At 51.1% G+C, this 13,353-nt stretch carries 10 protein-coding genes; 1 reads left to right on the top strand and 9 read right to left on the bottom strand.

What is annotated here, in order from left to right:
* Positions 1-29 precede the first annotated feature (29 nt).
* Together JZI27_RS11370 and JZI27_RS11365 are read right to left on the bottom strand one after the other, a co-directional pair.
* Positions 30-1,811, bottom strand: coding sequence for a B12-binding domain-containing radical SAM protein (locus tag JZI27_RS11370; RefSeq protein WP_280207583.1), 1,782 nt, complete (start codon positions 1,809-1,811; stop codon positions 30-32).
* 127 nt (positions 1,812-1,938) lie between these two features.
* Positions 1,939-2,445: a MogA/MoaB family molybdenum cofactor biosynthesis protein gene (locus JZI27_RS11365; protein WP_122909834.1), complete on the bottom strand. Its 507-nt coding sequence runs from the start codon at positions 2,443-2,445 to the stop codon at positions 1,939-1,941.
* A gap of 172 nt (positions 2,446-2,617) precedes the next feature.
* Here JZI27_RS11365 and JZI27_RS11360 point away from each other — a divergent pair, with 172 nt between their 5' ends.
* Positions 2,618-4,060 (top strand): aminotransferase-like domain-containing protein, encoded by a 1,443-nt coding sequence (locus JZI27_RS11360; RefSeq protein ID WP_280207582.1) that lies wholly within the window; start codon positions 2,618-2,620, stop codon positions 4,058-4,060.
* A 116-nt stretch (positions 4,061-4,176) separates the two neighbouring features.
* Here the strand turns inward: JZI27_RS11360 and JZI27_RS11355 are convergent, their stop codons facing one another.
* The 7 genes from JZI27_RS11355 to ilvB form a co-directional block, all read right to left on the bottom strand.
* Complete coding sequence (locus JZI27_RS11355) at positions 4,177-5,427, bottom strand: MDR family MFS transporter (protein ID WP_280207581.1); 1,251 nt, start codon at positions 5,425-5,427, stop codon at positions 4,177-4,179.
* Positions 5,428-5,678: 251 nt separating this feature from the next.
* Entirely contained in the window at positions 5,679-7,082 is a 1,404-nt protein-coding gene (locus JZI27_RS11350) for a sodium:solute symporter family protein (RefSeq protein WP_280207580.1), read from the bottom strand.
* Between the two features lie 94 nt (positions 7,083-7,176).
* A complete protein-coding gene (gene leuB, locus JZI27_RS11345; RefSeq protein ID WP_280207579.1) occupies positions 7,177-8,265 on the bottom strand; it encodes a 3-isopropylmalate dehydrogenase in 1,089 nt (362 codons plus the stop codon).
* A gap of 83 nt (positions 8,266-8,348) precedes the next feature.
* Positions 8,349-9,881, bottom strand: coding sequence for a 2-isopropylmalate synthase (locus JZI27_RS11340; RefSeq protein WP_280207578.1), 1,533 nt, complete (start codon positions 9,879-9,881; stop codon positions 8,349-8,351).
* A gap of 148 nt (positions 9,882-10,029) precedes the next feature.
* Entirely contained in the window at positions 10,030-11,052 is a 1,023-nt protein-coding gene (gene ilvC, locus JZI27_RS11335) for a ketol-acid reductoisomerase (protein ID WP_122909828.1), read from the bottom strand.
* Positions 11,053-11,109: 57 nt separating this feature from the next.
* Complete coding sequence (gene ilvN / locus JZI27_RS11330; protein WP_122909827.1) at positions 11,110-11,616, bottom strand: acetolactate synthase small subunit; 507 nt, start codon at positions 11,614-11,616, stop codon at positions 11,110-11,112.
* Positions 11,617-13,353, bottom strand: coding sequence for a biosynthetic-type acetolactate synthase large subunit (gene ilvB, locus JZI27_RS11325; RefSeq protein ID WP_122909826.1), 1,737 nt, complete (start codon positions 13,351-13,353; stop codon positions 11,617-11,619).

The raw sequence follows: 13,353 nt of genomic DNA, 5'->3' as shown, positions 1-13,353 counted from the left end.
GTTATCAGCGGCTTGTATACAGCACATGCTTATTTTGCCATGCTCAGATCCTGCTCTACCACGACAAACGCATTTGTCTGCTCATCCTTGTACGGATAGTACACTACGAGAATAAACGAACCACAGATCAGCTCACCCGTTTGAATCCAGGTCTCGATATCAAAAGAAATCTTCGCAGTCAACGTATGCTTGAAGTACTCTTTCTCGGAAGCAGCATGCTCGCCAAAATCAGCACGCAATCGATCGCGTTGCTCATAAACAGTCGCAAAGATCTGCTGCATCTCCTGTTTTTCCAGTACATCATCCCACCAGAGTCTGCGCGGGCGGTGCTTCTGATTGCGCATATAGTCAAACTTCATGAGGCTGACGACGTGATCCATCCTCTCGATCCCTTTATACGCCAGGAATTCTTGAAGTCGCGTAAACAAATCCTCCAGCTGGTGTCCGATACGGCTCCAGCCTTTATTTTCCCAATAGTCACCAAAGCTCTGAAAGAACTCGAATGGCGATTCGAACACATGGGCAAGCAGCCATTCCAGCGTATAATCCATTCGATGGTCATTCCAGTATTTTTCCAGCACATCCTCAACACGCTTGATTTTTTGCATATCCGCAAACGAAAGGACGTTGTTTCCAAGAATTTCGTAAGGCGCTTCGTCCATGAAAATATAGCCGTGATCGGTGGCACGTGCACGTACACCCGTTCCGCGCAGCATTTTCAGGAATCCAAGCTGCAGCTCTTCCGGTCGCAGGGCAAAGACGTCATTGAACGTTTTGCTGAAGGATTGATAATCCTCTTCCGGTAGACCCGCGATCAAATCGAGATGCTGATCGATTTTTCCGGATTCCTTAATCTGCGTGACAGTGCGCGACAGTCTATCAAAGCGCTGAATCCGTTGGACGAGGCGGTTGGTTTCATCGTTGGTGGACTGGACGCCGATCTCGAAGCGGAAAATGCCGGGAGGAGCATTCTCTGTCAAAAAGTCAAGAACGTCCGCTCTCAGGATGTCCGCAGTAATTTCGAATTGAAAAACCGTACCATTATGGTTATCGATCAAAAACTGAAAGATTTCCAGTGCGTATTTTTTATTGATGTTAAAGGTCCTGTCTACAAACTTGATCGTCTTGACACCGTGGTTGATCAGGCGAAGCAGGTCGGACTTCACCCGCTCCAGACTGAAATAACGCACGCCATCCTCGATCGAGGACAAGCAGTACTGGCATTTGAACGGACAACCGCGTGACGCTTCGAAATAGACGACACGGTTGTTCAGCTCGTCCAGATGGTCCTCAAACGGGGATGGAATCGTATCGAGATCCTCAATCTGCGCTCGCGGCATGGAAAAACGGACGATCCCCTCCTCATCACGATAGGCGATCCCGTTGACTTCACGCAGAAGCGCGGGCTGTTGGGTTTCTTTTGCTTTCTGGTAGGTTTGCAGCAGCTCCAGGATGGTCTGCTCTCCTTCACCGATCACAATCACGTCGATCTCCGGATGCTTCTTCAACCAGTGATCTGCGTCATAGGTCACTTCCGGCCCACCCAGGATGACAGGCAAATCGGGACGCACTTTTTTCAGATTGCGAACGACATCGAGCGTCTCCCTGATGTTCCAGATGTAGCAGGAAAAAGCGACGACGTCGGGCTCACGCTTGTAGAGGTCTGCCACGATATTCATGGTCACGTCGTTAATCGTATATTCAACCAGATCAATCTGTGGAAAGGTTGGCTTGGCGTAGCTGCGCAAATAGCGTAAAGCAAGTGATGAATGAATAAACTTCGCGTTTAAGGTTGTCAGTACAATCTTCATGTTTTCGGTCTTCTCTCCTTGCACCTTCCGGCATTTCAGGAAGAAAGGGCTGTGCCGGTCAATTCCCTGTCGTTACAGTACCACAACGGGCTAGCAGGAGCAATTCCAGCTTGCCAGCTGCCCTTCTCTATCGGTTCAGTTCGCGGACTACATGGCCTAATTCCGGCACGATCAGCTTGGTCATCGCCAATCGTACGGCACCTGTGGAGCCCGGTGTTGAAAAGATCATCTTTCCTTGTCGGGTGCCTGCCACAGCACGGCTCAGCATCGCTGCAGACCCGATATCCTCTGTATAGCTGAGCATTCGAAACAACTCGCCAAATCCAGGCACTTCCTTGTCCAGCATACCGGATACGGCTTCAAAGGTATTGTCGCGTGGGGATATTCCCGTCCCGCCATTCAACAGGATCACCTGCACCTGCGAATCGGCGATACCCGCTTCGATAGCAGCAATCACCTCTGACGGCTCATCCTTGACGATTTGATACAGTTGGGTCATATGACCCGCCTCATCCAGCAGCTGTTTCATCAATTGACCGCTCTTGTCCGTCTCTTCCGTCCTCGTATCGGACACGGTTATGACCATACAGGCGACCTGTTTGGGCGCTGCGGCTTTATGTTCTCGTGTACTCATCAGCTTCATCTCCTCATCCCATATCGACTTCAACTATCATACCATTTTCCACAAACCGGTGCTTCTGTCGGCCCGCTCGAAGAATTTCGCCTTCTCCCCTATCCCTTCCCTCTCGCTTTCCGCTATAATGCTGATGACTGCTATTTTTCGACAGCGAAGGAGGCGTAGCCCTATGGCAGACCGCCCTTTTTTCTCGTTTCATTTCCATAAACAATCTCATACGCCTATATACGTACAACTCGCCGAACAGTTACAGACCGCAATCTTGCGAGGAGCCTTTCTGGTAGACGGGCAGCAGCTGATTTCCCTGCGAGAGATGAAGACGGCTAGCGGATGCTCCCTGGAGACCGTCAAAAAAGCATACGATTACCTGGCAGCAGAAGGCTGGTTGGAAGCCGTACACGGAAAAGGATACTATCTCACCGTGCATGCAAAGGAAGCACGCATGGAAAATCGCCTGCCGTTGACAGATATCCCGATCGCCTCCTTGTCAGACTCCTCCCCGCGTCCTGGCGAGGAGCTGGTCAAGCGCCTGCGCAGCGCATTTTACGAAAGCCTGACCGTGCTGGATGAACCTTCTGCGCAGAAGAAAATTCGCCGTGCAAAAGCAGACAAGGTATTTGCCGATCATTTGACCAGGCGGGGTCTTCCACACGCCCCTGAACGCGTCATGCTGTTCAATCGCAGCACGAGTGGATTTGCTTTTCTGGCCCAGAGGGTAATGACCCCTCGTGATGTGGTCTATGTAGAAGAATATTCGTATCCGGTATTCCTGCGGCTGCTCAGTCAATGCGGTGTGACCGTGCGCCCGATCCGAGTGGATGAGGAAGGCATCTCGATAGAAGCCTTGGAGGCAGAGCAGGAGCACTATCCTGCGAACTGGATTTTGGCTAATCCGCACTACCACTTTCCAACAGGGATCAGCTACTCACGCAAACGAAAAGAAGAGCTCCTTGATTGGGCAGTTCGTCACAACGTGCGGATTGTAGAAAATGATCATTACGGCGATCTGTGGTTCCAGCGTCCAAGCCTCACCCTCTATCAATTGGCCTTGCAGGAAAACCGCCCCGTGCAAATCTACTACCTGCATTCCTTGTCCAAAACGCTTGCCCGCGACCTGCAGCTCGGCGTGTTGATGCTTCCATCCGATCTGGGTGCGGATGAGCTGGAGCGCAATCGTCAGCTTGTTGCCATGACTGGGGCTGAACCCTCGCTTTTGGTCGTCGATGCAGCCGTCCGGCTATTGGACGATTCCTGGTTCTCCGATGTCTACCTGGCAGACAGACGAACCTTGTTCCAGTCCCGCTTCCAGCTTCTCTGGAATGAAAAGCATCACGCCTTGCCCGCTCATGCTCGGATGTATCCGATCATCGGGGGATTGAATACGTGGATCGAATGGGGAAATCCTACCGCCAATGCGAATGCACAGGAAGACCGCATCCTAGCCATCCTGCGCGAAGAAGGTCTGGAGCTGACACCGGGCCAAGCCTTCCGTGTTCCTGACGAACCAGCCCATACGGAACGCCGCCCTGCTGTCCGCTTCCCTTTGGCACCGATGGACGAGCGCGAGCTGAAGCACTGGCTGTATCGCCTTGGAGCCGCCTTGATCAGATAGATTCCACCTCCCTACATGGACAAAACTCGGCGGATCGCCTGTCAACCTGATTTCGAGGCTGGCAGGCTCTCGCCGAGTTTTTTGATGGAATTCGTAATCTTGATTGTACGATCCCATTAATCCGATGCGTGGGGCTGTTCCACGTAGATTCTGAATAAGTACACATATAGCGCAATACTAATGAAGGCAAACACCAGGATCATACTGAAAATTCCCATCGGCATTACCCAGCTGGACAAGAAAACCGTCACAGGCGCCAGAAATTTTCCAATCGTGGGCTGCAAGCTGTTAGCCCCCAAATACTGTCCTCTCGCATGTTCAGGCGCATAACGGCTGATAAAGCTCTGGGTCACAGGAGAACGTACTATCTCGCCAAAAGTGAAGATGATCGTAATAAAAAACAAATACCAGATGTTGCTGTTCAGTCCTAGCGCGAACGTACCTACCCCAGCCAAGAGCGAAGACAGAATGAAGACATCGCGCTCCTTCCAGCTGTTGAACCATTTCGTAACAGGCAGGATAAACAGCACAAACAGCAAACCGTTGAAGCCCAGCAGCCATCCATATATTTCTGTACTGGAAAGCATCAGAGATTCTCCATTCCAGGTGAATAGCGCTTGTGCAGGGACATGATTGATTACGTATACGGGCAGATAGAGATCCAACTGCATGATCGGAACCAGTGCAAAGATGCCTGCAAGGGTGTAAATGAGAAATACTTTATCTCGAAAAATGATGCCGTATCCTTTGCACTGGTCTTTGAATACACGGGAAAGGGAAGTCGTACCTCCCTGACTCTTCACCGTAGTCGGCAATGTTTCATGGACCACGTAGTAGATTGCGATCAAATACAACAGTGTGACCAGTGCACAGGTCCACAGCAGCTCTTCCCGATAGTGGAAGAAGAAGATGGCACCAAGTGCAGGACCCAGCACTGCACCAAGGTTGTTCGCTGTCGTAAACGTGGCAAATATTTGACGGCGATTCTCTGAGGGAACCAGGTCTGCAACCATCGCAGTACTTGCCGGCCGATAGATCGCTCCCCCCAACCCGATGCCAATAAATGCGACGTAATCCACCCAATGGGATGACGACATGGCGAATAGGGCAAACATAGCCATTTGAAGCGATGCACCTAAGAGCATCACCGGACGCCTTCCTATTCGGTCTGCCAAAGCTCCTCCAAGCAGGCTTCCTGCAAGGCCGAAGATTGGCGGGACGGTCATCAAAATTCCCGCGATATGATTGCCCAATGCTGTACCAAAATAAATGGTTATAAATGGAAAAAACATCCAAAACAGCATGTTAAAAAGCGCTTCCCCGACTAATCGGACTTTCAAGTTGTTATCCCATAACCGTATCTGCATTCCTATCCTCCTCACAAGCTTTGCAAAACATGATTTTTTTCCAGCCGGTATACAAACTTTAGAGCATCTTTGATCAAAAATATAGACTTAACATTCCGAATGATTTATACTCATAATATGAAGGTCGAAAATACACCCGTTTTATTGAAATGTTTCAAAAAAAGAACATACGTTCTATAATTATAAAGACGCTCCCATCGGAAGCGTCTTTTTTGGTGCAGATCATGTATCACCAGTCGGTCGAGTACTCTTTACCTGGATTCTACATGCTGATTCCGTGAGCTTTTTTTCATGACCCACCAGCCCAGCACTAGAGCAAGCAAGCTCCATGCGCTGCTCACTACCAACGGGTCGATACCCGTCAGTGGCAGAAGCACCCAAGTCCAGACCAGCGCGAAAAGTGGCGCACCCCACACGGCAAGAATAGACCACCTCTCGCTAATTGGTTTGATATGGAAGAGATAGAACAGGATTGGGAAAAAGATCGTGACACCCCGCAGCGTCATCGCCAGAAATGCCCAATGCAGAATGAGTGCCTGATCGTCCCAGCAGACCATCACGTAAGCAATTCCAATCACGACAAGAATCAAGGCACGTGAAACCAGCAGGCTTTGTTGTTCACCGTGAAAACGCTGCGTATATCGTTGGATCACATCCCGATTCAAGATCGTCGAAATACTCAAGGTGAGAGCAGCTCCGGTCATCACAATCGACAACAGAATCACAGCATAGGCAGCACCCGCAACCCAGCCAGGCGCTTCCATCAAAAAGAACTGCGGTATGGCTTCTCGCGGAGATGACAGGTCCGGATAAGCATCACTCATGTACATGCCGATCCATGCGCTCACCAAACCGATCAGAATAATCAATACTCCCGCCGTTATCGCTCCCGTACGCGCATCGCGAACGCTCCTGCTGGCAAAGATCGGCTGAAGATAAGCCTGTGTAGAGACAATTCCGACCAGCATCGCAATCCCCTGCGTCCAGCCAAGGCCTGCCTCATGATTGACGAGCGAGATCCTTCCTGCTTGCCACCAGTGTACATACGTACCCCAATCACTCCCCCACCACAGCCATGCCCCTGTCCCAAACAAGAGTACAATCAGCATCATCGTCTTCATCGTCCCGACCACACTGGCCCCCATGAATCCTCCTGCCCATACATAAGCGATGATCAAGAAAGCCGGAACGAGTGCCAGCGACGAAAGTTGACCCTGCCAAAAAACAGAGACAAATGGCAGCGCTGCAAGGATCTGTGCAATAACCTGGATAAACATCCCCAACGACAAAAAAATACTGCTCCCTAGCTGTGCCCGCTCCCCATACTGCAGGCCGATCAGCTGAGGCAGGGTCTCCACCTGCATGCGACGAAACGAGCTGGCGAACAGGCCGATTAATATGACCGAAATACCGCCGCCCAAAGTAAACCAGAGAGATGCCAGTCCGTAGGAAAAGGCAAGCTCTCCCGTCCCCACAATCGACGTGCCTCCTACAAAACCGCCAACCAGTGCACCTGCCACCATACTCGAAGTGAGTGATCCGCTCGCATTGCTGAAATCACTCGCCTTTTTCACTCTTCGTTTAGCAGCAAGACCCCCAAACACGGTTATGATTAAAATACATACAAAACTCAGCATAAATGGGAATGCGTGCACTTGTCTTCTCCCTCCACGTGATGACAGAAACGAGTTAAACCCTGCCATTTCATCCCATCATGGGAGGTGGCAGGGTTTATCTTCTTGCGATTCGTTAGTTCAAGATTTTGTTCAACTCGTCGCGAACGAGCTGACCCATTTCGAGTGTGCCGATGGCTTTGCTGCGGTCTGCAGCGATATCGCCTGTGCGGTGACCCGCTTCCAGTACAGCCCAGACTGCTTTTTCCACTGCATCTGCTGCTTCATCCATTTCCAGTGAGAGACGGAGCATCATCGCAACGGAAAGGATCGTCGCCAATGGGTTGGCAATGCCTTTGCCAGCAATGTCAGGAGCAGAGCCATGTACCGGCTCGAACAGGCCGAAGCTGCCTGCCGCGAGACTAGCCGAGGAAAGCATTCCGATCGATCCAGTCAGCATCGCTGCTTGGTCGCTCAGGATGTCTCCGAACATGTTCTCTGTCACGATGACGTCAAACTGCTTCGGATCACGTACTAGCTGCATCGCGCAGGAGTCAACCAGTTGATGGGTCAATTCCACATCCGGATAGTCAGCTGCCACACGCTCTGCCACTTTGCGCCAGAGGCGGGAGCTTTCCAGTACGTTTGCTTTATCGACGGAAACTACACGCTTTTGACGCTTACGAGCAATGTCAAAGGAAACCCGGATAATGCGCTCGATTTCCTGTTCATTGTAGATGCACTGATCTTCCGCTACTTCTCCATTTGGACCATCGTAGCGCTTTTTCTCACCGAAGTAGATCCCTCCGGTCAGTTCACGCACAACGATCAAATCTACGCCGGAAACGACTTCTGGCTTGAGCGTAGACGCGTCTACCAGCGAGCTGTGCATGTTTGCAGGTCGGATGTTCGCAAACAAACCGAGCCCTTTGCGGATTCCCAAAAGTCCTGTTTCAGGGCGCAGATGTCCAGGGTTTTGATCCCATTTTGGACCTCCGACGGCCCCCAGCAGTACAGCATCTGCTTCCTTAGCCAGCTTCAAGGTTTCTTCCGGCAGTGGCGTTCCGTCGGTATCAATCGCGATACCGCCGATACGCCCTTCTTCACATGTAAAGGTAACCCCCGTCTTTTCACCTACAAGAGTGAGGACCTTTACGGCTTCTTGCATAATCTCCGGTCCAATACCGTCCCCAGGAAGAACGGCGATGCGATAGTTTTTCTTCATCTTTATCCCGCTTTTCTTCAGTAATGGTTTTTTCGTTCTCTGGTGGTTTCTTTATTTCCTATCCGGCTTCAGATGTATTTGCTCTAGTTGACAGCTACCGGCATCGACTCATTGCGTCGTTCCAAAATCTTGTTGACGGCACGAATATAGGCAATTGCACTCGCTTCCAGCACGTCGGTGCTAACCCCGCGGCCAGTCACGCTCAGTTCACCTTGCTGCAAACGAACATACACTTCACCCAACGCATCCTTGCCGTGTGTAACCGAAAGGATTTTGTAATCCGTCAGGGTCACTTCTTCGCCAGTCGCGCGGTCAATCGCCTTGTATATGGAATCGACAGAGCCGTTTCCACATGCCGCTTCTTCACAGCTCGAACCATCGGCACGCAGCAAGCGCACACTAGCAGTAGGCACGGAAATGTTTCCGTAGGCCAGTTGCACAGATTCCAGTTGGAACGCTTCTGGTCCGCGCTCCATCTTGGCGTCGACAAGGGCGAGAATGTCGTCGTCCGAAATCTCTTTTTTCTTGTCGCACAGGACTTTGAATGCGGCAAATGCGGCATTCACTTCTTCTTGCTCCAGGTGGTAGCCCAGTTCGATCAGCTTTTCCTTGAACGCATGGCGTCCGGAGTGCTTGCCAAGAACCAGCTTGTTGGATTTGAAGCCCACAGATTCAGGGCGAATGATCTCGTAAGTGGTTACGTTTTTCAGCACGCCATCCTGATGAATACCTGATTCATGGGCAAAGGCATTCGCCCCTACAATCGCTTTGTTGCCCGGCACAATCATACCGGTCAAACGGCTGACCAGCTGGCTGGTACGCGCGATTTCCTTCAGGTTCATTTTGGTCGTAGCTTGATAGTAATCCTTGCGAGTCTCCAGCGCCAATGCAACTTCCTCCAAAGCTGCGTTACCGGCACGCTCGCCGATACCGTTGATGGTACCTTCGACTTGTGTTGCTCCGCCCTCGATCGCCGCCAAGCTGTTCGCTACAGCCATGCCCAAATCATCGTGACAATGGCAGCTCAGACGAATCATGTCGGCACCAGGTACTTGTTTCAGCTCCCGGAAGATATTTCCGTACTCAATCGGAGTCATGTAGCCGACGGTATCTGGAATATTCACGGTCGTCGCTCCCGCCTTGATGACTGCCTCTACTACCTGTTTCAAGAAGTCGATCTCTGTGCGAGCCGCATCTTCAGCCGAGAATTGCACTTCTTTGAAGTACTTTTTCGCATACGTGACCGCTTCCACGGCACGCTGGAGCACTTGCTCCTTGCTCATGTTCAGCTTGAATTCGCGATGAATCGGAGACGTTGCAAGAAAGACGTGGAGGGATGCGTTTTCCGCGTTGCGCAGCGCTTCATATGCCTTATCCATGTCGTCTTTTACGGCACGAGCCAGACTGACAATGGTCGCATTTTTCACGCGCTTCGCTACTTCGGCCACAGACTTTTGGTCACCGGGAGAGGCAGCAGCAAAGCCAGCCTCGATTCTCGTAACGCCCAGTTTCTCCAGTTGAAGGGCGATCTCCACCTTTTCGTTCGTGCTGATGTTGACGCCCGGAGACTGTTCCCCGTCACGCAATGTTGTATCAAAAATCTCAATGGTCCGCATGAACTATTCACCTCCACATTTTTCCCAACGCTTATTTCGTCGATAGGAATGTATATGTCTACCCGATCGACTACGTACAATGTAGGCCCCGCCAACGCTTGGCGGAGCCAAGTTTTTGATCTGCTTTATTTTTTATCGAGAAAGCTTATTACTTACCTGCTTTTACTTCTTCTTTTTTCTCGGATTTATCGATCCAGGACATCATGCCGCGCAGTTGCTCACCCACAACTTCGATGCCATGTTCTGCTTCCAGACGACGACGGGAAGTGAAACCTGGGCGGTTTGCTTGGTTTTCCAAGATCCAGTTGCGAGCAAACGTACCATCTTGGATTTCGGACAGAACTTTTTTCATTTCTTTGCGAGTTTCGTCTGTGATGATGCGGCGACCTACGCTGTAGTCTCCGTATTCAGCTGTGTCACTGATGGAATAGCGCATACGAGCCAATCCGCCTTCGTACATCAGGTCAACGATCAGTTTCAGCTCATGCAAGCACTCGAAGTACGCGATCTCTGGAGCGTAGCCTGCTTCTACCAGCGTATCGAAACCTGCTTTTACCAGCTCGCTTGCGCCACCGCAAAGTACGGCTTGCTCACCAAACAGGTCGGTTTCAGTCTCTTCACGGAATGTTGTTTCGATAACGCCAGCTTTGGTGCAACCGATACCGCTGGAGTATGCCAGCGCGATGTCTTTTGCGTTGCCAGTCGCGTCTTGATAGATCGCGATCAGACCAGGTACGCCAAAGCCTTCTTGGTATACGCGGCGAACCAGGTGACCAGGGCTTTTTGGAGCAGACATGATCACGTCTACGTCAGCTGGCGGCACGATTTGTGCGTAGTGAATGTTGAAACCGTGAGAGAAGCAAAGTGCAGCACCGGATTTCAGGTTTGGAGCTACTTCATCGCGGTATACTTGTGCTTGACGCTCATCCGGCATCAGGATTTGTACGACGTCTGCACGTTTGGTTGCTTCTGCTACTGTCAGTACTTCAAAGCCGTCTTTTACTGCTACGTCCCAAGATTTTCCTGGGCGAAGACCTACCACTACTTTAAAGCCGCTGTCACGCAGGTTTTGTGCTTGTGCATGCCCTTGGCTACCATAACCGATAATTGCGATTGTTTTGCCACGCAGTACCTCTTTGTTCACGTCTGCTTCGTAGTACATTTTAACCATTTGTATAGCCTCCTTGAAATGTTGTTTAGTTTGAATTTTAATTCAGAATTTTTTGTACTATACAGTTGCTGCTGCTTCTGCTGGTACAATACTGCGTGCCATCGCCACTGACCCGGTACGAGTCAATTCGAGTACACCATAGCTTTGCAAAAGAATGAGCAAAGCATCGATTTTCTCCGTATCCCCTGTTACCTGAACGATCAATGATTCTGGGCCTACATCGACAATCGCTGCACGGAAGGGTTCAACAATTCCGTTTAGCTCTGCCAATTGGCTTGGAGTAGCACTTACCTTGATCAGAGCAAGCTCCCGCGAAACAAAGGGATTGGCGCTCAGATTTGTGACAGAAATCACATCGATGAGTTTGTACAGCTGCTTCATCAACTGATTGATCTGCTGATCATCCCCGCCTGTGCTGATAACCATGCGGGACAAGCCTGCTTCCTCTGACCCACCAACCGTAATGCTGTCGATGTTAAAGCCTCTCTGACCGAACAGGGTCGCGACACGGGTCAATACGCCGGGTTGATCATTTACAAGTACGGCAATCGTATGTCGCTGCATCTACTCTTCCCCCAATTCCATCTGATCTAAGGTGTTGCCTGACGCAACCATCGGATAGACGTTTTCTCCCGGTGCTACACGGAAGTCGATGACTACTGGCCCGTTGTGCTCAAGGGCTTCTGCCCATACACGCTCTGCTTCTTCTTGCGTGCTTGCGCGCAAACCTTTTACACCGTAGGCTTCAGCCAGTTTGACGAAATCTGGACTGCAGGTCAAATCGATCTGGCTGTAACGGTTGTCGTAAAAGAGCTCTTGCCACTGACGAACCATCCCTAAGCATTGGTTGTTCAGAATGACTACCTTGACCGGAATGTTGTACTGGGAGACAATCGCCAGCTCCTGATTCGTCATCTGGAAGCCGCCATCCCCAACTACTGCAATGACTGTCCGGTCTGGATGCGCGATTTGGGCTCCGACCGCAGACGGGAATCCAAAGCCCATCGTACCGAGACCGCCGGAAGAAATGAAGGAACGGGAGTGCTTGAATTTGTAGTACTGCGCGGTCCACATCTGATGCTGTCCCACGTCAGTCGTGACGATCGCATTTCCCTCTGTCGTGTTGTACAGAAGTTCAATCACCGCTTGCGGTTTCAAGACGCCGTCTTCCTTCTTATACTTGTACGGCTGTTGCTGCTGCCACTCTTTCAACTGGTTGATCCAAGCCTGCGAGTCACATGCCGATACCAGCGGCAAGGCCTTTTGCAGCGTGCTTTTCACATCTCCAGCTACGGTGACTGCTGTCGCTACGTTTTTCCCCAGCTCAGCCGGGTCAATATCCACGTGAACGATGCGTGCATTCGGAGCGAATTCTTTGGTGCGTCCCATCGTAATGCGGTCATCAAATCGAGCGCCAAGTCCAATTACACAGTCAGCTTGAAGTAATGCTTGGTTGGCTGTGTAGCTTCCATGCATGCCTGGCATTCCAAGCGACAGTTCATGCACGCCGGGGAAGCCGCCCAATCCCATAAATGTGTTGATCACAGGGATGCGGGTCTTTTCGGCAAATGCCAGCAGTTCTTTGTCGGCACCGGCTGCAATGATACCGCCGCCAGCGAGAATCACCGGTTTTTTTGCGGAACGGATCGCCTCGACAAATGTGTTTACCTCTTCATCACTCGGTACCAGCGAAGCACGGTAAGCGCGGATGTTCACGTCTTCCGGATAGTAGAAAGGCGCCTTCGCATTGGCTACGTCTTTAGGAATGTCGATCAACACGGGGCCGGGACGGCCAGTCGTGGCGATATGGAACGCTTCCTTGATGATTCTCGGCAGATCGCGTACGTCTCGCACGAAGTAGCTGTGCTTGGTAATCGGGATCGTGATGCCGGTAATATTCGCCTCCTGGAAAGCGTCCGTTCCGATCAGGTTCTGTGCAACGTTCCCGGTAATGCAGACCAGCGGCACAGAGTCCATCTGTGCAGTGGCGATCCCTGTCACCAGGTTGGTAGCACCCGGACCGGAAGTAGCGATGCAAACACCAGGCTTTCCTGTTGCGCGAGCGTATCCGTCAGCTGCGTGGATCGCGCCTTGCTCGTGGCGGGTCAAAATGTGCTTAAAGTAGCTCCCGTACAACGAGTCGTAAATGGGCAATACAGCACCGCCTGGATAACCAAAAATGTGCTCTACTTGCTCGAGGATCAGACAGCGCAGCAGCGTTTCAGCCCCTGACACTTCTTCACCGAACTGAATTGGCGGCATGCTTTTTTTACTGTTCAATTCAGCGATTTCAACACTCAT

The organism is Brevibacillus sp. AY1 (genome assembly GCF_029870785.1).
In the GTDB taxonomy this organism is placed as follows: Bacteria; Bacillota; Bacilli; order Brevibacillales; family Brevibacillaceae; genus Brevibacillus; species Brevibacillus invocatus.
The sequence above is the reverse complement of the archived record's forward strand: the minus strand, read 5'-3'. Positions and strand labels throughout refer to the sequence as shown.